The organism is Blastococcus sp. OS1-29, from assembly GCF_057628075.1.
Window position 1 is genome coordinate 531,926 of the sequence record NZ_JBXXJK010000003.1, and the last position, 23,066, is coordinate 554,991.

28 protein-coding genes and 1 other RNA gene are annotated in these 23,066 nt (G+C 71.8%); 18 read left to right on the top strand and 11 right to left on the bottom strand.

Features of this window, described 5'->3' with window-relative positions:
- The first annotated feature begins 2 nt into the window (after nt 1-2).
- The 8 genes from AC2H4J_RS10720 to AC2H4J_RS10755 all read left to right on the top strand — a co-directional run bounded on the left by AC2H4J_RS10720 (nt 3) and on the right by AC2H4J_RS10755 (nt 6,753).
- Nucleotides 3-848 carry a Nif3-like dinuclear metal center hexameric protein gene (locus AC2H4J_RS10720; RefSeq protein ID WP_487464845.1) on the top strand — a complete coding sequence of 282 codons (846 nt, stop codon included), beginning with the start codon at nt 3-5 and terminating at the stop codon, nt 846-848.
- A gap of 35 nt (nt 849-883) precedes the next feature.
- Nucleotides 884-1,195 carry a DUF3311 domain-containing protein gene (locus tag AC2H4J_RS10725; protein ID WP_487464846.1) on the top strand — a complete coding sequence of 104 codons (312 nt, stop codon included), beginning with the start codon at nt 884-886 and terminating at the stop codon, nt 1,193-1,195.
- Between the two features lie 3 nt (nt 1,196-1,198).
- Complete coding sequence (gene mctP / locus AC2H4J_RS10730) at nt 1,199-2,827, top strand: monocarboxylate uptake permease MctP (protein WP_487464847.1); 1,629 nt, start codon at nt 1,199-1,201, stop codon at nt 2,825-2,827.
- Between the two features lie 193 nt (nt 2,828-3,020).
- Entirely contained in the window at nt 3,021-3,761 is a 741-nt protein-coding gene (locus tag AC2H4J_RS10735; protein ID WP_487464848.1) for a zinc ribbon domain-containing protein, read from the top strand.
- 82 nt (nt 3,762-3,843) lie between these two features.
- Entirely contained in the window at nt 3,844-4,935 is a 1,092-nt protein-coding gene (locus AC2H4J_RS10740) for a bifunctional RNase H/acid phosphatase (RefSeq protein ID WP_487464849.1), read from the top strand.
- A gap of 292 nt (nt 4,936-5,227) precedes the next feature.
- On the top strand, nt 5,228-5,632 hold the full coding sequence (locus tag AC2H4J_RS10745; RefSeq protein ID WP_487464850.1) for a VOC family protein: 405 nt from the start codon (nt 5,228-5,230) through the stop codon (nt 5,630-5,632).
- On the top strand, nt 5,629-5,910 hold the full coding sequence (locus AC2H4J_RS10750) for a winged helix-turn-helix transcriptional regulator (protein ID WP_487464851.1): 282 nt from the start codon (nt 5,629-5,631) through the stop codon (nt 5,908-5,910). The genes AC2H4J_RS10745 and AC2H4J_RS10750 overlap by 4 nt, the downstream gene beginning before the upstream one ends.
- 93 nt (nt 5,911-6,003) lie before the next feature.
- On the top strand, nt 6,004-6,753 hold the full coding sequence (locus AC2H4J_RS10755; RefSeq protein WP_487464852.1) for an MBL fold metallo-hydrolase: 750 nt from the start codon (nt 6,004-6,006) through the stop codon (nt 6,751-6,753).
- Here the strand turns inward: AC2H4J_RS10755 and AC2H4J_RS10760 are convergent, their stop codons facing one another.
- Together AC2H4J_RS10760 and AC2H4J_RS10765 are read right to left on the bottom strand one after the other, a co-directional pair.
- Entirely contained in the window at nt 6,754-7,992 is a 1,239-nt protein-coding gene (locus tag AC2H4J_RS10760) for an SLC13 family permease (protein WP_487464853.1), read from the bottom strand.
- Between the two features lie 4 nt (nt 7,993-7,996).
- Nucleotides 7,997-8,752, bottom strand: a complete 756-nt coding sequence (locus AC2H4J_RS10765) for a sulfite exporter TauE/SafE family protein (RefSeq protein ID WP_487464854.1) — start codon at nt 8,750-8,752, stop codon at nt 7,997-7,999.
- Nucleotides 8,753-8,900: 148 nt separating this feature from the next.
- On the opposite strand from AC2H4J_RS10765, the gene AC2H4J_RS10770 reads away from it, so the two are divergent.
- From AC2H4J_RS10770 to rnpB, 6 genes are all read left to right on the top strand, one after another.
- A complete protein-coding gene (locus AC2H4J_RS10770) occupies nt 8,901-10,427 on the top strand; it encodes an MFS transporter (protein WP_487464855.1) in 1,527 nt (508 codons plus the stop codon).
- A gap of 25 nt (nt 10,428-10,452) precedes the next feature.
- On the top strand, nt 10,453-11,172 hold the full coding sequence (locus AC2H4J_RS10775) for a PIG-L deacetylase family protein (RefSeq protein WP_487464856.1): 720 nt from the start codon (nt 10,453-10,455) through the stop codon (nt 11,170-11,172).
- A 275-nt stretch (nt 11,173-11,447) separates the two neighbouring features.
- The gene (locus AC2H4J_RS10780) at nt 11,448-12,224 is read left to right on the top strand and encodes a hypothetical protein (protein WP_487464857.1); all 777 of its coding nucleotides are present in this window, start codon (nt 11,448-11,450) and stop codon (nt 12,222-12,224) included.
- Nucleotides 12,225-12,243: 19 nt separating this feature from the next.
- Complete coding sequence (locus AC2H4J_RS10785) at nt 12,244-12,933, top strand: class F sortase (protein WP_487464858.1); 690 nt, start codon at nt 12,244-12,246, stop codon at nt 12,931-12,933.
- A 53-nt stretch (nt 12,934-12,986) separates the two neighbouring features.
- The gene (locus AC2H4J_RS10790; protein ID WP_487464859.1) at nt 12,987-13,568 is read left to right on the top strand and encodes a hypothetical protein; all 582 of its coding nucleotides are present in this window, start codon (nt 12,987-12,989) and stop codon (nt 13,566-13,568) included.
- Between the two features lie 25 nt (nt 13,569-13,593).
- Nucleotides 13,594-13,987, top strand: an RNA gene (rnpB, locus tag AC2H4J_RS10795) — RNase P RNA component class A.
- 62 nt (nt 13,988-14,049) lie between these two features.
- Here the strand turns inward: rnpB and AC2H4J_RS10800 are convergent.
- The 5 genes from AC2H4J_RS10800 to AC2H4J_RS10820 form a co-directional block, all read right to left on the bottom strand.
- Entirely contained in the window at nt 14,050-14,892 is an 843-nt protein-coding gene (locus tag AC2H4J_RS10800; RefSeq protein ID WP_487464897.1) for an SDR family NAD(P)-dependent oxidoreductase, read from the bottom strand.
- Nucleotides 14,893-14,973: 81 nt separating this feature from the next.
- Nucleotides 14,974-15,414: an SRPBCC family protein gene (locus AC2H4J_RS10805; RefSeq protein ID WP_487464860.1), complete on the bottom strand. Its 441-nt coding sequence runs from the start codon at nt 15,412-15,414 to the stop codon at nt 14,974-14,976.
- A 54-nt stretch (nt 15,415-15,468) separates the two neighbouring features.
- Entirely contained in the window at nt 15,469-16,224 is a 756-nt protein-coding gene (locus AC2H4J_RS10810) for a DUF4386 domain-containing protein (RefSeq protein WP_487464861.1), read from the bottom strand.
- Between the two features lie 171 nt (nt 16,225-16,395).
- On the bottom strand, nt 16,396-17,151 hold the full coding sequence (locus AC2H4J_RS10815) for a DUF4389 domain-containing protein (protein ID WP_487464862.1): 756 nt from the start codon (nt 17,149-17,151) through the stop codon (nt 16,396-16,398).
- Nucleotides 17,152-17,326: 175 nt separating this feature from the next.
- Entirely contained in the window at nt 17,327-17,566 is a 240-nt protein-coding gene (locus AC2H4J_RS10820; protein ID WP_487464863.1) for a hypothetical protein, read from the bottom strand.
- Nucleotides 17,567-17,866: 300 nt separating this feature from the next.
- On the opposite strand from AC2H4J_RS10820, the gene AC2H4J_RS10825 reads away from it, so the two are divergent.
- Nucleotides 17,867-18,145, top strand: a complete 279-nt coding sequence (locus tag AC2H4J_RS10825; RefSeq protein ID WP_487464864.1) for a hypothetical protein — start codon at nt 17,867-17,869, stop codon at nt 18,143-18,145.
- 66 nt (nt 18,146-18,211) lie between these two features.
- Here the strand turns inward: AC2H4J_RS10825 and AC2H4J_RS10830 are convergent, their stop codons facing one another.
- Nucleotides 18,212-18,778 carry a DUF421 domain-containing protein gene (locus AC2H4J_RS10830; RefSeq protein WP_487464865.1) on the bottom strand — a complete coding sequence of 189 codons (567 nt, stop codon included), beginning with the start codon at nt 18,776-18,778 and terminating at the stop codon, nt 18,212-18,214.
- A 165-nt stretch (nt 18,779-18,943) separates the two neighbouring features.
- On the opposite strand from AC2H4J_RS10830, the gene AC2H4J_RS10835 reads away from it, so the two are divergent.
- On the top strand, nt 18,944-19,792 hold the full coding sequence (locus AC2H4J_RS10835; RefSeq protein ID WP_487464866.1) for a DUF4349 domain-containing protein: 849 nt from the start codon (nt 18,944-18,946) through the stop codon (nt 19,790-19,792).
- A gap of 12 nt (nt 19,793-19,804) precedes the next feature.
- Here the strand turns inward: AC2H4J_RS10835 and AC2H4J_RS10840 are convergent, their stop codons facing one another.
- A complete protein-coding gene (locus AC2H4J_RS10840) occupies nt 19,805-20,989 on the bottom strand; it encodes an RNA polymerase sigma factor (protein WP_487464867.1) in 1,185 nt (394 codons plus the stop codon).
- A gap of 1 nt (nt 20,990) precedes the next feature.
- Entirely contained in the window at nt 20,991-21,401 is a 411-nt protein-coding gene (locus AC2H4J_RS10845) for a YciI family protein (protein WP_487464868.1), read from the bottom strand.
- 108 nt (nt 21,402-21,509) lie between these two features.
- Here AC2H4J_RS10845 and AC2H4J_RS10850 point away from each other — a divergent pair, with 108 nt between their 5' ends.
- Nucleotides 21,510-21,707, top strand: a complete 198-nt coding sequence (locus tag AC2H4J_RS10850; RefSeq protein WP_487464869.1) for a hypothetical protein — start codon at nt 21,510-21,512, stop codon at nt 21,705-21,707.
- 6 nt (nt 21,708-21,713) lie between these two features.
- Here the strand turns inward: AC2H4J_RS10850 and AC2H4J_RS10855 are convergent, their stop codons facing one another.
- On the bottom strand, nt 21,714-22,442 hold the full coding sequence (locus tag AC2H4J_RS10855) for a dienelactone hydrolase family protein (protein WP_487464870.1): 729 nt from the start codon (nt 22,440-22,442) through the stop codon (nt 21,714-21,716).
- Nucleotides 22,443-22,564: 122 nt separating this feature from the next.
- Between AC2H4J_RS10855 and AC2H4J_RS10860 the strand changes: the two genes are divergently transcribed.
- A complete protein-coding gene (locus AC2H4J_RS10860; RefSeq protein WP_487464871.1) occupies nt 22,565-23,062 on the top strand; it encodes an inorganic diphosphatase in 498 nt (165 codons plus the stop codon).
- The last annotated feature ends 4 nt before the right edge of the window (nt 23,063-23,066 follow it).

A 23,066-nucleotide genomic window follows, 5' to 3' on the forward strand; every position in this document is an offset into this window, starting at 1 on the left:
GCGTGTCCGTGCCCATGCGCGAGGTGCTCGCCGCGCTGAACGCCCGCTACGACCCCGCCCTCGCCGAGAGCTGGGACGCCGTCGGCCTCGTCTGCGGCGACCCGGACCAGTCGGTACGCCGGGTGGTGTTCGCCGTCGACCCGATCGGCGCCGTCGTCGACGACGTCCTGGCGGCCGGGGCCGAGCTGCTGGTCACCCACCATCCACTGCTGCTCACACCGGTGCACGGGGTGCCCGCCGACGACCCGAAGGGCCGCCTGGTGCACCGGCTGATCCGCGGGAACGCCGGCCTGTTCGTCGCCCACACCAACGCCGACCGCGCCGCGGACCACGGGGTCAACGACGCGCTGGCCGGCGTCCTCGGCCTGCGGGACGCCGTGCCTCTGGAGCCGACGGACGACGACCCGCGCGCCGGCCTCGGCCGGGTGGGCGACCTCGAGCAGGCGATGTCGCTGCGCGAGTTCGCCGCCCGCGCCGCCGCGGCCCTACCGGCCACGGTCGGGGGAGTGCGGGCCGCCGGTGATCCCGAGCGGCTGGTGCGCCGGGTCGCCGTCTGCGGGGGCAGCGGGGCGTCGCTGATCGCGGCGGCGGTGGGCGCCGGCGCCGACGTGTTCCTGACCAGCGATCTCAAGCACCACCCGGTGTCGGACATGATCGATTCGAGTGGCCCCGCACTCTGCGACGTCGCACACTTCGCATCGGAGTGGCCCTGGTTGCCGGTGGCCGCGGACGTGCTCCACCGCGACCTGTCCGGGCGGGTGGAGGTGGCGGTCTCGCGACGTCGCACCGACCCGTGGACGTGGCACGAAGGGTCGAACGGGGTTCCGGCCGGGAGATCGGCCGGCTGACACCCGGGGCCGCGTCCCCGGGGGAGGGGGCAGTGATGTCCACGGCAACGACGCCGCCGGGCGATCCGGCCACCGGGGAGGTCGCGCCGCAGCGCCGCGACAAGAGCCCCTGGAACTGGCTGCTGCTGGTTCCGATCGTGGTGGTGCTGATCGTCCCGATCTACAACAACGTCGACCCCAAGCTCGGCGGTTTTCCGCTCTTCTACTGGCTTCAGCTGGCCTTCGTCGCGCTCGGTGTGGCGACGACCGCCCTCGTCTACCGCATGACCCGGCGCAGCCCCGAGGAGCGCCAGGCGGCCCGCGACGCGATCGTCCGGGACGCCGGCGACCGGAACCGGGAGGTCTGAGCCGTGAACGCAGTCGAGCTGACGATCGTCATCGTCCTGTTCCTGCTCGTCACCGTGCTCGGGTTCGCCGCCTCGCGCTGGCGCCGGGCCGAGAGCCTCATGCACCTGGACGAGTGGGGGCTGGGTGGCCGGAGCTTCGGCTCGTGGATCACCTGGTTCCTGCTCGGCGGTGACCTCTACACGGCGTACACCTTCGTCGCGGTGCCGGCCCTGATGTTCGGTGCGGGCGCGGCCGGGTTCTTCGCCGTCCCGTACACCATCATCATCTATCCGCTGGTGTTCCTGGTCGTGGCGCGGCTCTGGTCTGTCAGCCACGTGCGCGGTTTCGTGACGCCGGCCGACTTCGTCCGGTCACGGTTCGACTCGCCGACGATGGCCCTGCTGGTGGCGATCACCGGGATCGTCGCGACGATGCCCTACATCGCCCTCCAACTGGTCGGCATCGAGGCGATCCTCAAGGCGATGGGCGTCAACGGCGACCTGCCGCTGATCGTGGCGTTCATCATCCTGGCCGTCTACACGTACAACTCGGGTCTGCGGGCGCCGGCGCTGATCGCCGTCGTCAAGGACACGCTGATCTACCTGACGATCATCGTGGCCGTCATCGTGATCCCGTCGAAGCTCGGTGGCTGGGACGCGATCTTCGGGGCGGCGGAGAAGAAGTTCTCCGCGGGGGCCGGCGTCATCCTGCCGGCCACCGGGCAGCTCGGGTACGCCACGCTGGCCCTGGGCTCCGCGCTGGCGCTGTTCCTCTACCCCCACTCGATCACCGGCGTGCTGGCCGCCAGCAACCGCGACGTGCTCAAGCGGAACATGAGCGCGTTGCCGATCTACAGCCTCGCCCTCGGCTTCATCGCGCTGCTCGGCTTCATGGCCATCGCCGCGGGCACCAAGCCGATCGGTACCGACGGCAACACGATCGTGCCGGTGCTCTTCCAGCAGATGTTCCCGAGCTGGTTCGCCGGCATCGCCTTCGCCGCCATCGGTATCGGGGCGCTGGTGCCGGCGGCGATCATGTCGATCGCCGCAGCGAACCTGTTCACCCGCAACATCTACAAGGAGTACCTGAAGAAGGACGCCACACCGCACCAGGAGGCGCGGGTCGCCAAGATCGCCTCACTCGTGGTGAAGCTCGGCGCGGTCCTCGCCATCCTGGGCCTGAACCCGCAGTTCTCCATCGACCTGCAGCTGATCGGCGGCGTGATCATCCTGCAGACGCTGCCGGCCGTGGCGCTCGGTCTCTACACCCGCTGGTTCCACCGTGGCGGGCTGATCGCCGGGTGGGTCGCGGGCATGGCCACCGGCCTCGTGCTGGTCTACAACATCCCGAAGCTCAACCCCGACGGCAGCGTGGCGCGCGCGCACTTCGGCGGGTCGTCGTTCGCGCTGTCGAAGTTCGGCTTCGACACCAAGTCGGCCGTCTACGCCGGGTTCCTGGCGCTGTTGGTCAACCTGATCGTGGCCGTCGTGGTCACGGCGATCCTGCGGGCGATGCGGGTGGCCGACGGCGTCGACGGGACGGCGGAGAACGACTACACCGCCGAGCGGGAGGACCCCACCGTCCGCGATCTGCCCGACCCGCTGGCGTCGGCGCCCCCGGGAGCGGCCGGGACAGCGCGCGGGCGACCGTAGCCTCGCGGACAGTCGTGCTCTGCTCCACCACCGTGGGCAGAGCACGACTGTGCCGGGCAGCAGGAGGCCGCAGGGAGTGGGAGGGCGTGCGAGCCCGTAAGCGGTAGCGGAAGGACCCCCGTGCCCCGCACGCTCGCAGCGGGACCCTGCACGGGGGCCGGAGGACGGGCCGGCGCCCGGTAGGTTCATCGGCGTGAAGGTCGACCATTTCGAGCAGCAGAAACTCCTGGACCTCGCTGCGGAGGACGTCGCCCTCACGCAGCTGGCCCACCGCGGCCGCACGCTGCCGGAGGTCGCGGCCGTGGAGACGGCCGCGGAGGCGGAGCGGACGCTCGCCGCCGACGTCGTCCGCGCCGAGACCGAGGTCGGTGATCTCGGCCGCGAGGTCAAGCGGATGGAGTCCGACGTCGAGACCGTGCGGGCCCGCGAGGAGAAGGACCAGAAGTTGCTGGACTCGGGCAGCGTCTCGCCGAAGGAGATGACCAACCTCCAGCACGAGCTGGCGTCGCTGAAGCGCCGGCAGTCCGATCTGGAGGACCAGGAGCTCGAGCTGATGGAGCGCCTCGAGGTTGCCGAGAAGGCCTTGGCGGTCGCGCAGTCGGGGCTGCAGCAGGCGCGGGCCGATCTCGACCGTGCCCGGCAGCTGCGGGACGACGCCCTGGCCGACATCGCCGACAGCACCAAGCGGCACGAGGCGGCGCGGGCCGAGGTGGCCGGCGGGATCTCGGCGCCGTTGCTGTCGCTGTACGACCGGATCCGGACCCAGACCGGCAGCACGGGCGCGGCGATGCTCAAGGCGCGCCAGTGCCAGGGGTGCCGGATCGAGCTCTACGGCAACGAGCTGTCCGCCGTCCGCAACGCAGACCCGCACGAGGTCGTGCGCTGCGAGAACTGCGGCCGGATCCTGGTCCGCACGGCCGAGTCCGGCCTGTGAGCTCGCGTCCGAAGACGACGGTGTCGCGAGCATCGCAGGGAGCGCCAGCGACCGAGAAGCGGACCGGGACCGGAGTCGAGCAGTGAGTCGGCTGATCGTGGAGGCGGACGGCGGATCGCGGGGCAACCCCGGTCCGGCCGGCTACGGGGCGCTGGTCCGCGACGCCGAGACCGGGCGGGTGCTTGCCGAGCGCGCCGCGTCCGTCGGGCGGGCCACCAACAACGTCGCCGAGTACGGCGGCCTGGTCGCCGGTCTGCAGGCTGCGCTCGACCTCGACCCGACCGCCGAGGTCGAGGTGCGGATGGACTCCAAGCTCGTGGTGGAGCAGATGTCGGGCCGCTGGCAGATCAAGCACCCCGACATGAAGCAGCTCGCGCTGCAGGCCCAGCGGCTCGCCCGGCAGCTGGGTGCCGTCCGCTACACCTGGGTGCCGCGGGCGCAGAACGGTGCCGCGGACGCCCTGGCAAACAGCGCGATGGACGGCCGGCCGGTGCACCGCGACCCGGCGGCGGAGGCCGTCGTCCTCGAGGACGACGTGCAGCCGAGCGCCGAGCCCGCGCCGGTCGTCACCACCGTGACGCACCTGCTGCGGCACGGGCAGACCGAGCACACGCCGGAACGCCGCTTCAGCGGCCGCAACGAGCTGCCGCTCTCGCGGACCGGGCGCGCCGAGGCCGAGGCGGCGGCGGTGCGGGTGGCCGAGCTCGGCATCGAGGTGGTCGTCGCCTCGCCCCTGCGTCGGACGCGGGAGACCGCGGAGGTCGTGGCGGCGTCCCTCGGGTTGCCCGTCGAGTTCGAGAAGGACCTGGTGGAGCTGGACTTCGGGGACGTCGAGGGCCTGACCTTCGACGAGGCCGCGGCGAAGCACCCGCTGGCCGCCCGGCGGTTCATGTCCGACATCAGCGTGGCGGCGCCCGGCGGGGAGTCGATCGCCGACGTCGCCACGCGGGTGGCGCGGGCGCGCCGGCGGATCCTGTCCCAGCACGCCGGGAAGACCGTGCTGGTGGTCAGCCACGTCACGCCGATCAAGCTGTTCCTCGCCGCCGGCCTGGGGGTGGGCGACGAGGTGGTGCACCGGGTGTTCCTGGACGCGGCGTCGCTGAGCACCGTGACCTGGTCGTCGGACGGGCGGACCTCGGTACGGGTCGTCAACGACACCGCACATCTGCGCTAGGTGTACTGACCAGCAACGTGGGTCGAAGGCGTGTGACCACGGGATCTGACTGAGGGATCTTGTGGAGGAGCATGTCGGAGCCCATCACGATTCCGCGCCGCTGCTGGCCGCGAACACCCGGTCACCGTCGGCATCAGCGGTTCCTCATGGACCTCACAGCGGCAGAGATCTCCTGCGGCGTCACCGTTCAGGACGCACCTAGCCGGAAACGAAAGCTCTCGATGAACACGGCCTCACGTGGGTGGGTGGCCCGGACTTGACGTCGCACTTGCATTTTGCAAGCGTTGACCGCATGAGCCTCTTCATCACCTGCCCGGTCGAGAGCGTCGAGCGCGCGACCGCCTTCTACACCGCCCTCGGCTGGACCCTCAATGCCGAGATGTCCGATCACAACGTGTCGTGCTTCGCGATCGCGCCCGAGCAGTACGTCATGCTCGGCAGCCGCGAGATGTACGCGAGCGTCGGCGGCGTCGAGGAGCTGGTCGGCGGACCCCACACGCCCTCGAAGGTCACGGTCTCGTTCGACCTCGGCAGCCGCGAGGCGGTCGACGAGCTCGCCGAGCGCGCCGCCGCCGCCGGCGGGCGGATCGGTGACACCGACGACTACCCCTTCATGTACCAGCGCCAGTTCGACGACCCCGACGGCTACCACTACTCGCCGTTCTGGATGAAGCCGGACGGCGATCCGACCGCGTGAGCGACCTCGCCGCGGCCCTCGACATCGTCGGAGCACGGTGGGCCCTGCTCGTCGTGGAGCGGCTGCTCGACGGGCCGCAGCGCTACGGCGATCTGCAGCGCGACCTCGGAGTGCCGACGAACATGCTCGCGACCCGCCTGCGCGAGCTCGAAGCGGCCGGCGTGCTGACCCGTCTGCCCCTCCGGCACAACACCCGGGCCTACGCGCTGACCGATCGCGGGTTTGCCTTGCGCGAGGCGATCGTCGCGCTCGGACGCTGGGGCGCTGAGGAGGCCTAGGCGTGGCGCGGACTCACTACTGCGCCGGCCTCGCCGCCACCCTGATCTCGACGGAATCAGACTCGATCACCACGGTCTGGAGGGGATGCACTGATGCTGAACGAGGTGGCCGCCGGCGTCTGGGTCCGGCAGAGCGCGTGGGTCTGGAGCAACTCCACCGTGGTGCGTGGGGACGACGGGCTGGTCCTGGTCGATCCCGGCATCCACGGCGCCGAGCTCGAGGAGCTGGCCGACGACGTGGAGCGGCTCGGCGTCCCCGTGGTCGCCGGCTTCTCCACCCACCTCCACTGGGACCACCTGCTCTGGCACTCCCGGTTCGGCGACGTTCCGCGCTACGCCATGCCGGCCTCCGCGGCGGTCGCCCCCGGAGTGCGTGAGCGGGGGCAGGCGATGGCGGCGGAGAGCGCCACCGATGTCCCGCTCGACCTGATCGCCCTCGTCACCGCCCTGCCCGCGGACGGCGGACCCGTGCCGGGCCGGGTCGTCGAGCACGAGGCCCACGCCCTCGGCCACGCCGCTCTCCTGCTCGCCGATCGCGGCGTCCTGGTCGCCGGCGACATGCTGTCCGATCTGCTGATCCCACTGCTCGACCCGCGGCGCCCCGGCCAGGTGGATGCCTACGCGACGGCTCTCGACCGGCTGGAGGAGGCCACTGCGGGCGTCTCCGTGCTGGTGCCCGGGCACGGCGCCGTCGCGACCGGTCCCGAGATCGCGGACCGGCTCGCCGCGGACCGCGCCTACATCGAGGCGCTGCGCCGCGGCAAGGACCCGGTCGACCCCCGGTTGGAGCAGGAGTGGCTCGCCGGCCCGCACCGGACGAACGTGGAGCTCGCCCGGCAGTGATCAGACCTGCAGCGCCGCCCACAGGGCGACGGTCGCCGCCAGCAGCGTGAGGGGGACGGTTGCCAGCCCGACCGCCGTGTGCTGCGCCGACGAGGGCGCCTCCCGCCCGAGCACCCGCCGCCACAGCAGGTTGGCCAGCGATCCGACGTAGGTGAGGTTGGGGCCCACGTTGACGCCGACCAGCATGGCCAGCACCGGTCCCGCGCCGCCCACGGCGAGCACCGGCAGCAGCGCGAGCGTGGCCGGCAGGTTGTTGAGCAGGTTGGCCAGGAGCGCGGACAACGCCGCGATGGTCAGCAGCGGGAGGAGCGCGTCGCCGTCCGGGAGCACGGTGTGCAGGAACTGTTCCACCCCGTTGTGCAGCACCGCCAGCACGACGACGGCGAGCGCGAGCACGAAGAGGGCGAACGGCACGTCGGCAGCGCGCACGAGGTCGGCGACCCGCGTCGTCCGGCGGATCAGCTGCCGGACGGCGAGCACCAGGACGCCCGCCGTGGCCGGCCAGACGGGGGAGACCCCGACCAGCGAGGCCGCGCCGAACCCGACCACCACGAGGGACACCACGACGACGGCCGGCACCGGCAGCGGCGGTGCGGTCATGACCGGCTCGCCGGCCGGCTTCCCGAGTTCGGCCCGGAACAGCCACCGCAACACGGCGAACTCCACGGCCACTGCGACCAGCCACGGCGCCAGCATGAGGCCGGTGAAGTGCAGGAACGACAGCCCGGTCGCGGCGAACGCGAGCAGGTTGGTCAGGTTCGACACCGGCAGCAGGAGGGACGCCGAATTCGCGAGGTGGCCCGCGGCGTAGGCGTGCGGGAGTGACGACGTCCGCATGTGCGCGGCGGTCGCCACCACGACCGGCGTGAGCAGGACGACGGTGGCGTCCAGGCTGAGCACCGCCGTCACGACCGCGGACAGGACGACGACACGCGCCAGCAGCGACCGGGCGGACCTGCCCGACCGCCGGGCGGTCGCCGCCGCCGCCCAGGCGAACAGGCCCTCGCGGTCCGCGAGGTGCGACAGGAGCAGCACCACGACGAGGAAGGCGACGGTCGGCGCGATGTCGCGAACCGCGTCCACGGCCGCCGATGCCCGGACGGCGCCGGCCAGCACCAGGACCGCCGCCCCGGGGAGGGCGACCGCCACCGGGGGGACCCGGCGGGACCCGGCCGTGGCGGCGACCAGCGTCGCGAGCAGGACGAGGGCGGACAGGCCCAGGGCGGGGAACGTGCCCACCGGATCAGATGCGGAAGAAGAGGTAGATCGCCACGACGACGCCGAAGGCGACGATGAAGATGCGCAGCGGGGTGGTCGGGATGCGGGTCGCGATGCGGGCGCCGATGAACCCAGCGATCAGACTCGCCGGAGCGGCCACGGCCACGACGTCCCAGTGGATCGGCCCGAACAGGCCGAAGATCACGATGTTGACCGACGCGGTGACCACCGACAGCGCTGACTTCAGCGCGTTGGCGAGCTTCAGCCGGTGCAGCCCCACCCCGAGGACGGCCAGCAGGATGACGCCGAGCGCGCCGCCGAAGTAGCCGCCGTAGACCGCGGCCAGGAACAGCGCCACGTACAGCCACGCGGGGTCGCGGCGGGGGGCGTCGTGGTCCTCGACCTGGAGCCGGCGGGTCAGCAGCGGCTGGACGGCCAGGAGCAGGCTCGCCAGCAGCACCAGCACCGGGACGACGACGTCGAACGCCTCCGACGGCGTGGTGAGGAGCAGCACGCTCCCGGCGGTCGCGCCCAGGACGCCGACGACGCTGAACCGGAGCAGCCGTCCGCGCTGCCCGGCGTACTCCTCGCGGAATCCGAACGCGCCGCCGACGTAGCCCGGCCACTGCGAGACGGAGTTGGTGACGTTCGCGGCGACCGTGGGCAGGCCGAGGGCGACGAGGGTCGGGAAGAGGATCAGCGAGCCGCCACCGGCGATCGAGTTGATGATGCCGGCCACGAAGGCCACCCCGGCCGCGATGAGGAGGTCGACGGCGGACACGACCGCCGAGACTACGTGGGCCGGCCGGGCCCCCGTATCGGGAGTGCGGTCGACGGCTCGACGTCTCGAGATGTCGACTTGTCGACGAATGACCCAGATCTCGCCCTCAGGTCGGTTGCGCACGACGGATTGCGGGCATGGCGGCTCGGTGCGCAAGTGGCTCCCGCTGGTCGCGATCTGCACCGGCACCTTCATGCTCCTGGTCGACGTCACGATCGTGAACGTCGCGCTGCCGGACATCGCGACGGACCTGCGGACGTCGTTCACCGAGCTCCAGTGGGTGATCGACGTGTACGCGCTGGCGCTGGCCGCCTTCGTGCTGGGGGCCGGGTCGCTGGCGGACCTGTTCGGTCGCCGCAAGCTGTACCTGATCGGGCTGGTGCTGTTCGCGGTGGCCTCGCTGGCCTGTGGCCTGGCGCCGGGGCCGGGCTTCCTGATCGCCGCGCGCGGCATCCAGGGGATCGGGGGGGCGATCATGTTCGCCACGACGATCGCGCTGATCAACACCAGTTACGAGGGCCGTGACCGGGGGACGGCGTTCGGCGTCTGGGGCGCTGTCGTCGGGGCATCGGCCGCGCTCGGTCCCATCCTGGGCGGCGCCCTGACCGAGCTGTCCTGGCGCTGGATCTTCTTCGTGAACCTGCCGGTGTGCGTGCTGGCGGTCTCGCTCACGGTGACCGTGGTGCACGAGGCCATCCAGCAGGACGCGCCGCGGCCCGATGTGCCGGGGATCGCGCTGTTCACCCTGGGCGCTGCGGGAGTGGTCTTCGGGCTGGTGCGGGCCGCCGCGGACGGCTGGGGGCATCCGCTGGCGTGGGGTCCGATCGCCGGCGGTCTCGTCGTCCTCGCGGTGTGGGCGGCCGTGGAGCTGCGGCGGACGGCGCCGATGCTCGACGTCCGCCTGTTCGGGTCGAGGTCGTTCAGCGGCATCATGCTCGGGGCGATGCTGCTCAACGGGGCTGCGTTCGCCGAGCTGATCTACATCTCCCTGTGGGTGCAGTCGATCGGCGGGCTGTCGCCGCTGCAGGCCGGCTGCGTGTTCATCCCGCTGTCGGCGCTGAGCTTCGGGGTGTCCGGTGCCGGGGGACGGTGGTTGCAGACCCTGCCGCCCCGCTTCGTCCTCGGGGGCGGGCTGTTGCTGGTCGGGGCCGGCGGGCTGCTGATGACGGTCGTCGACGCGAACTCGACCTGGCGGGCGCTCGTGGCCGGCCTCGCCGTGCTCGGCGTGGGGGTGGGGATGGCCAACCCGACCCTGGCCTCGGCGGCGCTCGACGCGGTGCCGCGGGAGCGCAGCGGCATGGCGTCGGGCGCGGTGAACACGGCCCGGCAGTTCGGCCTGGCCGTGGGCATCGCGGTGCTCGGGACGGTCTTCACCGCCGGCGCGACGTCGGCGCTGCGGGACGCCGGCGCCCCGAATCCGTCAGGGACGGCGTCCGCGCTGTCGGCCGGCCAGGCGCCGAGGATCCTGGCAGCGGTCGACCCGTCGACGCGGCCGAAGGTGGCCGACGCCCTCCACGCGGGCTTCGCCGACGGCCTGCGCGAGGTGTTCCTCGCCTGCGGGCTGGCCGGCATCGTCGGCGGGCTGCTCGTGCTGTGGCTGGTCCGCGCGGCCGCGCCCACGGACTCGGCGGAGCGGACGTCGCAGGAACCGGCGCCGGAACCCGCAGCGCGCTGACCCCTCCGGCGGCAGACTGCCGGACATGCCGACGAAGCCCATGCCCGACGACTGGCAGCGCGCCCTGGTGATCGCGGCGCACCCCGACGACATCGAGTACGGGATCGCTGCCGCCGTCTCGGCCTGGACCGCGGCCGGGAAACAGGTGCACTACCTGCTCGCGACGCGCGGCGAGGCGGGCATGGAGGGCGTGCGGCCCGAGGACGCGGCCCCGCTGCGCGAGGAGGAGGAGCGCCGGTCGGCCGCCGTCGTCGGCGTGGCCGAGGTGGAGTTCCTCGACCACCGGGACGGCGTCCTGGAGGCCGGCCCCGCGCTGCGCCGCGACATCGCCGGAGCGATCCGGCGGCACCGTCCCGAGCTCGTCGTCACCGGCTACTTCGGCGCCACCTGGTCGCCGCCCGGGATGACCCCGGCCTACGTGAACTCCGCCGACCACCGCGCGCTCGGGCAGTGCGTGCTCGACGCGGTCGCCGACGCCGGGAACGAGTGGATCTTCCCGGACCTGACCGCGGAGCGCTGGACCGGTGTCCAGTACATCGCCGTCAGCGAGATGCTCGACCCGCCGCACGAGGTCGACGTCAGCGAGCACGTGGAGAAGGCGGTGGCCTCGCTCTGCGAGCACCGCCGGTACCTCGAACTGATCTCCGACGCGCCCGTCGAGGAGCAGGCGCAGCAGATCGTCGACATGGCCACGATGACCGACGACGGACGGCGCCGGGTCGGCTTCCGGCTCTTCTGGGGCTGACGACCGACACAAATTCTTATGCACAACTCTATTGCGCGCGGTTTGGATCATGAACCGCTGAGGCTTCACCTGCGAACGTCCGTGTGAGGACGCCGTATCCCTCGCGGCTGCGGGCGGTGGGGGAACCCGCCCGGTCGGCATCCTCACGAGCCTTTCCCGGCTCGGACGGCGGGGGGCGCCCTATGCGCCCTTCCGGTTCGACGGTGCGTGGTTTCCAACTGCGCCCGCGGCGTCGCTGTTCTCGGCGGCAGCACCATGAACCTCGAGGAGTCCCCATGCGCAAGGCACTCGCAGCACCGGTCGTCGCGATCGCGGCCGCGGCATTCCCGTTGATGGCCATGACCGCGGCCTCGGCCGCGACCAGCCAGACGTATCAGGCGCAGCTGCAGGCGGTGAACGGCTCGGGCGGCTCGGGCACGGTGATGATCGAGCTGAACGGGTCGCAGGCGACCGTCACCGAGCACGCCACGGGTCTGGCCGACAAGTTCAACGGCAACCCGTACCCGCACGTGCAGCACATCCACATCGGCGCGAAGGGCACCTGTCCCGGGATGGACGCCGACACCAGCGGTGACGGCGTCATCAGCACGACCGAGGGCGGCCCCAGCTACGGCGCGATCGGGACGACGCTGTCGACCTCCGGCGACACCAGCCCGGCGGCAGGCACGACGCTCGAGGTCGCACCGGCCGGAGCCTCCTTCGACTACAGCCGCACCTTCGCGCTGGACCAGAAGACCATGGACTCGCTGAAGGCGGGCACCGCGGTCGTGGTCGTGCACGGTCTCGACCCGGCGAAGCTGAGCTCGGCGGCCCAGGCGGAGAAGAGCGACCTGGTTCCGTCGCTCCCGCTGGCCGCGACCTCGCCGGCGCTCTGCGGGACGCTCAAGGCGTCGCAGATGTCCACGGTGCCCAACGGCTCGGCGGCCACCGGCGGTGGCGGCACCGCGGGCATCGAGGACGAGGGCGTCCTGGCCCTCGGTGCGGGGCTCGTGGCGGCCGGGGCGGCAGCCGGCGCCGTGGCGCTCCGGCGTCGCCGGGTCACCGAGAACTGATCGGCTCGGGTAACCGGTCATGAGCGACGAGCAGCACGGTCGGCGCATCCGCCTGGGTGCGGCCGCGGTGGCCGTGCTGCTCGTCGTCGCCGGGGCGGTCGCCCTGGTCGTCGGCCTTCGGGCACAGCAGTCGCCACCGCAACCGATCGCGGCGGGGACCGGCTCGACCGCGTCGGCGAGCCCGTCATCCCCTCCGGCACCCGGAATCCCGGCGCCGTCGACCGTGCAGGGGCCCACCCTGCCGGCATCGCAGCCGGTGCACCTGGAGGTTCCGGCCATCGGGGTGTCGTCCGATCTGCTCGACCTCGGACTCAATCCGGACGGGACCGTCGAAGTGCCCCCGCTGGCCAAGGACTCGAAAGCCGGCTGGTACCGCGATTCGCCGACACCCGGTGAGGTCGGTCCGGCCCTGATCCTGGGTCACGTCGACTCAGCGGAGTACGGGCCCGGTGTCTTCTTCAGGCTGGGCGACCTGCGCCCGGGCGACGAGATCTCGGTGACCCGCGCCGACGCCACCACTGCGGTCTTCCGCGTCGACCGGGTCGCCTCGTATTCCAAGGACGCGTTCCCGACGCTCGAGGTCTACGGCAACACCGACGACGCCGAACTGCGCCTGATCACCTGCGGCGGCGACTTCGACCCCGCCACACGCAGCTACCTGAACAACATCGTGGCTTACGCGTCCCTGACCGGCAGTTCCCGCAGCTGACCCCGACCCCCGCTTTCCCGTCGTGCCGGTGGGCACGGAATCAGGAGATCCCGATGACGAACCGACGATGGCACCCGGCACTGCTGGCGATCCCGCTCCTGCTGGGCGGCTGCACCGGTGCGCAGGCAGAGACCATGGCGGCCGACCACTCGATGGGCCACGCCGCAACCGGCCACCAGGGCCACACCAGTGGGCAGGCCGCAACCGGCGACGCACCACCGGAGCGGGCCGCGATGGTGTGCGACGACGAGATCTCCGGCGAGATCACCCAGATCCTGCGGCTCGACGCACCCGCGCACACGGTGACCTCCTGGGACGGCCAGGTCTTCACCTGCACGTACCACCTGCCGATGGGGCCGCTCGTGCTCCAGGTCAACGTGTCGAAGAGCAACGACCAGGCGGCCGCCTTCTTCGACTCGCGCGCGGCGGAGCTGCCGCAGGCCGAACAGACGGTCGGTCTCGGCGAGCGCGCCGTCCGCTCCGCCACCGGCGTGGTGGTGGTCAAGGACGACATGACCCTCACGGTCGACGCCACCGGCCTGCCGGAGGTCTTCGGCACGAACGGCCAGCGGCGCACGGCTCTGGCCTTCGAGGTGGCGTCGGACATCCTGGGGTGCTGGACCGAGCACGAGTGATCCGTAGACTGCTCGGCACGACGGACGAGTCGGCTGGGCGGTCGCGTCGGTGGGGAGACCCACCGCCGAGGAACGTCCGGGCTCCACAGGGCAGGGTGGTCGTTAACAGCGACCCGGGGCGACCCGCGGGACAGTGCCACAGAGAACAGACCGCCAGCAGCGTGCTGCTGGTAAGGGTGAAACGGCGGTGTAAGAGACCACCGCACACCGGGTGACCGGTGTGGCTCGGTAAACCCCACCCGGAGCAAGGTCAAAAGGAACGGTTCGCCGTTCTGCGCAGGCGTTCGAGGGCGGCCCGCCCGAGCCTGCGGGTAGACCGCTGGAGCCTGCCGGCAACGGCAGGCCTAGATGGATGACCGCCCATCGGGAGGCCGCAAGGCGCCCGTGGACAGAACCCGGCGTACAGGCCGACTCGTCCGTCGCCCCGGGCGATTGATCGCCCGCTGGCTGAATGCGCACGGTTGCGCGCGGGCGGAAGGGCCTAGACGATCGGCTCGACCAGCTCGGCGCTGACGTGCCAAAGTCGCCCCGCAACGGCTCCGTCGTGACTGCGCTCAGAGGATCTCCTGCGCCTGCCCTTGGCGAAGTACTGGCCCGTCACCTCGTCGAGCCCGGGCTCCGAAGCGACGTGGACCGACGTGGCGGCGCCGGCGGCCGGATCCTTCATCAGCGGCCGCATCAACGGGACGAACAGCCGCTGGAGCCGCCCGGGGTCGTCTGCGCCGAATCCGGTGCTCACCACCCCGGGGTGCACGGCGTTGGCCGTGACGGAGGTGGCCTCGAGCCGCCTCGCCAGCTCATACGTGAACAGGATGTTGGCGAGCTTGGATTGGTTGTAGGCCTGCGCACCGGAGTACGACCGAGCTCCCTGCAGGTCGTCGAAGTGGATCCGCCCTTGGGCGTGTGCCTGGGAAGCGACCGTGACCACTCGGGCAGGCTGACTGTGCGACAGCCGGTCCAGGAGCAGGTTGGTGAGCAGGAACGGCGCCAGGTGGTTGAGGGCAAAGGTGCGCTCGAGCCCGTCGGCGGTGACGTGCCGGGTGTTCCAGTACCCGCCGACATTGTTGACCAGGACGTGGATCCGGGGCATGCGCTCGAGTACCTCGTCGGCCAGCCGTCGGACCTCCGATTGATCGGACATGTCCGCCACGAAGGCGTCGACCTGGCCTCCGCCGGCGGCCCTGACCTCGCGTGCGGCCTCCTCGGCGCGGGCGCGGTTCCGGCCGGTGATCGCGAGGTTCGCTCCGAGCCTGGCCAGGCCCACGGCGGTCGCATTGCCGATGCCTCCCGTAGCGCCAGTGACCAGAACCGATCTGCCGACCATCGTGCAGTTCTCTGCCACCGTCTCGTCCCTTCGGAAGAGCCTGGTCCGGCGGGCGCGCCGTCCGCACCGGCACGGTGCGGTTCAGGCGGAATGCCGTTGAGCCATGCGCTGGCGCAGCGCTTCGTTCATCGCGGTGAAACCCGCCTCGGTGCGCTGCAGGAGTCCGCCCGAGAGGGGAACCAAGACGCCCCGGAACGTCTCGCTCTGGGTCAGTCGGGTGTGGTTGTGGGGCAGCGGCTCGAGGGTGAAGGAGTGCGCCCCGTCGAACAGGCCCGGGAGGAGGAGGCGGCCGAGCCACGCCAGGTGGTGTTCCGGGTCGACGTCGGTGACGGTGGGACGGAAGGTCATCGGCCTGCCGCCGGGCGGAGCGATGCGGACCTCGATCTGCCGGCCCACCTCCAGGTCGCCGTCCATCGTGGTGATGAACGGGTTCCAGTCGGCGTGTGCGCGTGCGTCGGTCAGCACCTCCCAGACCTGGTGCGGTGTGGCATCGAGTTCGACGGTGCGGGTGATGGTGCGCATGGTGTGGTCTCCGGGGGTCAGGCGGTGGCCAGGGGCAGGAAGAGATGCGGCCCGCTATCGGACGAGTTCCGAGCCTCGCTCGCCGGGTTGGGGCTGGCCGGTCCTCGGGGCCGGGATCGCGACCTCGCTGTTCGGTCGCGCCACCACGGGAGACGTGGGGTTGAAGCCCTTGACGAGCAACCAGATGCCGAGGGAGAACTCGAAGACGGCGACCGGGATCACGGCGACCGCGGCGAGGGGCGCCACCCGGTCGTAGACACCGAAGAAGATCGCGATGTCGGAGGCGAGCAGCAGCGGAGCGCCGACGAGCGCGACGATCGGCAGGATGCGAGGGACCAGACGGGACCTGAAGAGCAGGTAGCCCAGGAGCAGGTCGCAGAAGACGGGCATGAGGCTCTGCGACAGCAGGAACGTCCGGTCGTAGGCCGCCAGCAGGGTGTGGCCGGTCGTGGTCAGCGAGGCGTCGTCCGCGCCGGGGGTTCCGGCGACGTCGGCGCGCAGGCTGACGATCGTGAGCAGGCACGTGACGCTGACGAAGATGAGCGTCGTCTCCACGAGTCGGGCGGCGACCAGTCCGAGGGCCGCCGACTCGTTCTGCCGCTTGAGCACGGGGAAGAGGACGAGCGCGGTGCTGATGCCGGCGACGCCGACGATCACCTCGGTGAACGCGCCCCAGAGCACGCCGGTGTCGCTTCCGGCTCCCAGGATGAAGTCTGCGTGATCCCGGATGGGGTTGTAGAGCGCGAGGGTGGGGATCGACACGAAGGTGATCAGGTAGAGCACACCGGCGAGACGGGCTCTCGACCTCATCGGATTCGTCGGAGCTCGTGGCCCGGTGCTGGTGGGCGTGGTGGCCGTCATGGGTCGGCTTCCGTTCGATCGGTGCGAGGACCGCAGCGGCGGTTGCCGCTGAGGACGATTCACGGGCGTGGCAGGTCGATCTCGGAGGGCCTGCCGGGCCCGCCCGGGACGGAATTCCGACTACGCGACGGGCGCGGGGGCCACCGGACTGGGGCCGCCGGGCACCCCGGAGGGCGGTGGGGGAGTGGGGACGGCGGGTGTCGAGCCGGGGTCGGTGCCGCCCTGGTCCAAGCGGAACGGCGGGTACTGGTCGGTCATCAGCGCGGCGTAGGCGGCCACGCGGAGGGCCCAGCGGTCCATGCCGAGGATGAAGTCGTAGAGCGCCCGGGGGTAGCGGCCGGTGAACAGGAGCACGATGCCGGCGACGAGCACGAGAAGCCCGACGAGACCGGCCGCCGTCCAGGCGTCGCTGCTGTGTTGCCCGTGCGTGCCGAACCACAGTCCGCCGCCGACGAAGATGCCGACGATCACGTACTGGGGGATCGCCAGCAGCCACCACTTGACCAGGACCAGTCCGCGGGACAGCCGCTCGGGATAGGCGACGTCCAGGTGGGCCGGGTAGTCAGCGACCTCGTGCAGCGTGAAGGGCGGGTAGCGGTCGGTGGCCAGAGCGCCGTACCCGTAGTAGTGCACCCGCCATGACCAGCGCAGCACGCCGACGTTGAAGTCGAACAGCCCCCGCGGGTAGCGGCCGGTGATCACGATCGCGAAGAAGGCCACGATCCCGACCGCGTAGAACGCCAGCCAGAGGAACAGCAGGACGACGAGGTGCGGCACGAGCAGCAGCCACTTGACCAGCCACAGTCCGCGGGAGACGGCTTCGGGCTCGGGGGCCCCGTCCACGCGCACGGGGTAGGACGGCCGGCGCTCGGTCATGACGACCTCTCCGCCCATCGGCTGGTGCCGATCCCGGCGAACGCCGGACTGCCGGTGGAGCGACCCCGCTGCCTGCGCACCTCACGGCGTGGGGTGGTGCCGGGGACCATCCTCGCGGCCGGAACGGGTGTCAAGGGGCGCGGCCTCGGCCAGGCATCACCCACCGGGACGGCGGTCACCGGGCCCACCGGCTCGTGAGACGGACCCGCAGCCGGTGCTGCTGGGGCATCAGCGCGTAGATGACGATCGGCACCGCGACGGTGGCGAGCACGAAGGTGTGGAGCAGAGGCGGCAGCGTCTTCAGCCAGTCGCCCAGTGCCAGGTTGAGCACGGTGAGGGTCGGGAAGACGGCCAGCCAGATCATCAGCGCCAGCTGGTGCTTGCTGGGCGGGGCGATCGGCGTGGAGGCGGACATGGGGAGTGGTCGGACATGGGTGCTCCTGGGGGTCGAGAGGGTTGGATGCGGGTGGGCGGGGGTCGCAGACCACGGCGCCGGTGGTGAAGGTGTGCAGGGCGGCGCCGACGTCCTCGTCGACGAGGTCGCCGTTGATGGCGATGGCGGCTGCGGACCCCTCGCCGGCGGCGGTGACGACCTGGGCGCGCGGGTTGACGACGTTGCCGGCGACCCGGACGCCGCCGACGCTGGTCGAACCGTGGGGGCCGGTGGCCACCCAGCCGCTCTCGTCGAGGTCGCAGCGAAGGGCTCAACGGGGACATGCAGGTGTACGTGATCGGGGAGACCTGCGCGGGAGAGAGCGATCCGCGCGTCGGCGTCGTCCGTGATCATCCGGATGTCTGCGTGGAACTGCTGGGCGACCAGGAGGCCGGGACGACGACGTCCCGCTGGCATGCGGTCCGGATCACCGCGCAGGACCGGTGCGTCTGGCGGGGCCCGCACCGCGGGTGTGGCACCTGTGAGGTGGTGCAGTTCGTGGCCGACCTGCTGAGGATGCAGCCCAGCGCTCTCAAGCGTCGCTATCAGGTCCTCTGTTGACCGGCGACGCCGCACGGCGGGGCCGGCACAGCGGGCGAAGGCGCCGGGGCCGCGACTGACCGGGCGTCACTCCACGGGGTCGGTGCCTGCCGTCCGCCCGGGACCGAACCCGGCGGCATCGGCCAAACCGGCACGGACGAGCGTGCCGTCGGTGGGTGCCCCGGTTTCCCGGATGACGGTGAGCTCTCCCTTCGTCTCGTAGAGGACGTAGCGCAGTTCCGTGAGGTCGCGGATCCCGAGTTCACGGAGCTTGGCCACGACGTCGTTCTCCGTCAGTCCGCAGATGCGGAGCTGGCTGCTGCGGAGTTCGCCGCGATGGACCAGCACGCGGACCCGGTGATCGACTGCCTTGGCGATCCACCGGTTGCCGCGCCCGTAGGTCACGAGCGCGTGTGCGCCGAGGAAAGTCACCAGTGCGACGGCGCCGACGAGGAACGACTGTCCCTCCGCGATCGCTGTCCGCCCCATCACCGCCCCGATCGCCACCGCGGCGGCGAAGTCGATCGCGGTCCATTGCGACAGCGTGCGGCGGTGGGCGATGCGCAGGCCGACGACGGCCGTGCCGTACATCAGCAGCGCTTTGCCCGAGACCCCGGTCAGCGTCGACGCCTGCCCCACCAGCCATGCCGGCATGTCTCCTCCTGACAGCGACTGCACCTGCCCGGATCATGGGCGTAGGAGCGGACGCGCTGCGACCGGAAAGGTTCCGTCACGGACCTGAACGATTGCGTTCCATTGGCGTCACGATCCGGCATCGGCGCTGGTCAGGGCCGCGCCGGGCTCCTACGGTCACCGGCCATGAGGCGATCCCTGGGCGTGGCGGGTGTGGCTCTGGCGCTGGTGCTGCTCGTCGGGTGCTCCGGGTCCGGCTCGAGCTCGAGCAGTTCCGCGGGTGGTGCGGCGGTGGCTCCGGGTGGCACGGCGAGTGCACCCGAGTCCGACGCCGACCGGCAGGTGGTCACGACCGCCAGCGCCTCGGTCCAGGTCAAGGAGCCGGCGACGGGCGCGCAGCGGGTCAGCGAGCTGGTCGAAGCGGCCGGCGGCCGGGTCGACGAGCGCACGGAGCAGACGGCGTCCGGGGAGAACGGGCGCCGGGGGGCGGTCGCCGACCTCGTCGTCCGCGTGCCGGCCGACGCGCTCACCGACCTGTTGGCGGACCTGGAGAAGGTCGGCGACGTCGGGAACGTCTCGGTGTCCCGCTCCGACGTCACCAGCAAGACGGTCGATCTCGACGCGCGGATCTCGGCGCTGCAGACGTCGGTGACGCGGCTGCAGCGCCTGATGGACGGCGCCGCGAGCACCGCGGACCTCCTCACCGCGGAGAAGGCGCTGTCCGAGCGGCAGGGGGATCTGGAGTCGCTGCAGTCGCAGCGGGCGCTGCTGGCCGACCGGGTGGAGCTCTCCACGCTCACCGTGCACCTGACGCCGTTCGGGGTGGCGCCTCCCGGCGGACCGGACGGCTTCCTCGACGCGCTCGGCACCGGTTGGCGCGCGCTGGTGTCGGTGCTCCACGGGGCCGTGATCGTCCTCGGCATCCTGCTGCCCTGGCTGGCCGTCGCCGCGGTGCTGGCCGCGGGGGTACTGGGAGTGCTCCGCCGGATGCGGCGGAGAACCGCGGGCCCGGCCGCCGCACCGCCGCCGGCCTGAGGACGGCGGACCTCAGCCTCCGGCCCGGGCGCGCGCGGCCTGACGGACCAGGTGATCGCGCTCGGCGACGTCCGTGGCGAGACGGGCCGCCTCCGCGTACGCCGTTGCGGCGGCAGGCAGGTCGCCGCCGAGCTCGTGCAGGTACCCGCGGACGGCGTGCCACCGGTGCCGCCCGCCGAGCACCTCGCGCAATCGGTCGGTCTCGCGCAGCCCGGCGGCGGGGCCGATCACGTGACCCACGGCGACCGCGCGTCCGAGCACGGCGGCGGGGTCCTGACGCACCGGGTCGACACTGAGCAGGACCAGGTCGTCGTACCAGGAGAGGATCTGCGGCCAGTCGGTCTCCTCCGCGCTGGCGGCGTCGTCGTGCAGCGCGGCGATGGCGGCCTCGATCTGGTAGCGGCCGGGGCGCTCGAGCACCAGCGCCGACTGCAGGACGCGCACACCCTCGGCGATCTCGCGGGTGTCCCAGAGGCCTCGGTCCTGCCGGTCGAGCGGGACGATCCGGCGCCGCGCGTCGAGCCGCGCGGGCAACCGGGCGTGGTTGAGCAGCATCAGCGCGAGCAGTCCGCGCGCCTCCGGCTCATCGGTGGCCAGCGTGAGCTGTCGGGCCAGCCGGATCGCCTCGCCCGCCAGATCGACCCGTCCCGCGTGGCCCGCCGTGTAGACGAGGTACAGCACCCGGAGCACCACGGCCAGGTCGCCGGGGGAGTCCAGCCGGCGTCCCTGCAGCGTGCGCTTGGCCCGGCTGATGCGCTGCGCCATCGTCGCCTCCGGCACGAAGAAGGCGTCCGCGATCTCCCGGGTGGTGAGTCCTCCGACGGCGCGCAGGGTCAGCGCGACCTGCGAGGCGGGCGCCAGCTCGGGGGAGCAGCAGCAGAAGAGCAGAAACAGGGTGTCGTCCCCCTCCTCGGTGGGTCCCGGCCGGGGTTCGACGGACGTCGTCTCCTCGCGCCGCCACCGGGCGGACTCGCTGCGCCGGGCATCGACGAGCCGCCGCGTCGCCACTGTCATCAGCCACCCGCGCGGATCGCGCGGCGGGTGCGCGGGCCACACCCGCAGCGCTTCCACCAGGGCCTCCTGCAGCGCGTCCTCGGCCGCGTAGAAGTCCTCGCCCCGTCGCACCAGGCCGGCGAGCACCCGAGGGACGAGAGCGCGCAGAGCGCCGTCGTCCACCCGGGTGGGCCCGTCGGCCACGTCAGTCGTTCTTGGGCATCTCGAACATGACTTCGCGGACGTCGATCCACTCGTAGAGCGGCGTCCCGCCCGGGCCGGGTTCGGAGGAGACGTAGGCCGCGAGCTCCAGTGCCCGCTCGTAGGAGTCGACGTCGACCATGTACCAGCCGGCCACGAGATCGCTGGTCTCGGGATGCGGACCGTCGGTGGTCACCGGCGCGGCGTCCGGACCGCCGTAGCGGACCCAGGTCTGGGCCGGTGCGAGCGCCTGGGCGTCGACGAACTCGCCGTTCTCCTTGAGCAGGTCGGCGACGTGGTGCTGGAAGGCCATGTGGGCCTCCACGTCCTCGGGCGCCCACTGGTCGATCGGGGGCACGGGGCGATGCGGCTGCGGGCCGCCGGTGTAGTGCTTGAGGAGGAGATACTTCGGCATGGTGGTTCTCCTGGACTCGGGGTCGCCTCGGTTGGGACCCTTCACCTGCTGAGCGGAGCCGTTGCGAGGTTCTCGACATGGAACCACCCACCGTTTCCAGGAGTGGCCGTGAAGGATCCGGATGGCTGGCGGATCACCCGTCAGCACGTGGAGCGCCTGCTGCCCGCCATGCGACTGACACCGGCGCAGGAGAGACGCCTGCTCTCGCTGCACTACCCGGTCGACTTCGAGGTCGCCGCCGCAGCGTTCGAGAAGGTCGGCGTCGACCTGGACACCCTCGTCGACCGCATGGGCGGCAGTCCTTGAGGACGCTCAGCCGCTCAGGTGGGCGGCGAAGAAGGCGAGGATCCGCCGACGGGCGTCGTCCGCCGCCTCCGCCCGGTAGGGGTCGCCGGCGACGCGGAACTGCAGGGCGAGAAGTGCCGGGAGCTCGGCCCGGTCGTGCTCGTCCATGAACGAGTGCCCTGCGACGGGATAGGTCTTCACGTCGTGGTCGACCCCGACCGCGGTCAGGATCCGCTCGAGGCGCTCGCCGGCGCCGCGGTTCCCCAGGTCCTTGGCGCCGTAGCTGGCGACGATCGGACATGCCGCCGCGAACGCGTCTTCCGTGTAGGCCTTCGACGAGACCGGGCCGTAGTTCACGCTCGCCACGTCGAAGCGGTGATCGGCGGCCATGAGCAGGGCGAAGCCTCCGCCGAGGCAGAACCCCATGGCGCCCACCTGGCCGGTGCAGTCCGCGCGGTCGGCCAGCCAGGCGCGAACGGCCTCGATGTCGGCGAAGGTGGGTCCCTGCCGGCGCACCGTCTCCCGGATCATCCTGATCATGCAGACCGGCCCTCGCCTGCCGCGGAAGAGGTCCGGCGCGACGGCGAGGTAGCCGGCGTCGGCGAGCCAGTCGGCGTGCCGGCGCAGGTCACGGCTCATCCCGACCAGGTCGTGCAGCACGACGACGCCGGGCCACGTGCCGGGGCCGGCGGGAATCGACACGTAGGAGGGAAGCGCCCCTCCGGGTGCCCCGATGGTCACCTCGGACGTCGTCACCTGAAGTCCCTTCCCTCGACGCATGCACCGGCACCCTGGCCCGTGGCGGAGTCGTCCGCCATGGCCCGGCGCGCGGTGTTCTCCGGTTGACGTGCGTCGCAGGGGCGGTCAGGGTCGCCCTCGTGGACGTCGACGTGCTCGTGGAGATCCCGAAGGGCTCGCGGAACAAGTACGAGTACGACCTCGAGCGCGACCGCATCAGGCTGGACCGGATGCTGTTCACCGCGACCGGCTATCCCAGCGACTACGGATTCGTGCCCGACACCCTCGCCGAGGACGGCGACCCGATCGACGCACTCGTCCTGCTGCAGGAACCCACGTTCCCCGGTTGCATCGTCCGGGCGCGCGTGATCGCCGTCTTCTGGATGCGCGACGCCGGCCGCCCCGACGCCAAGCTGCTGTGCGTGCCCGCGACCGACCCCCGTCAGGCGCACCTGCAGGACCTGGGCGACGTCCCGATGCACCAGATCAGCGAGATCTGGCACTTCTTCCAGATCTACGAGGCGCTGGAGCCGGGGAAGTCGTCCGAGCCGTCCGTGGCCGGGGCGTGGGATCGCAAGAAGGAGGCGGTGCGGGCCGTCGAGGAGGCGCAGCGGAGGTTCGCCGAGCAGCGGGGCTGAACCT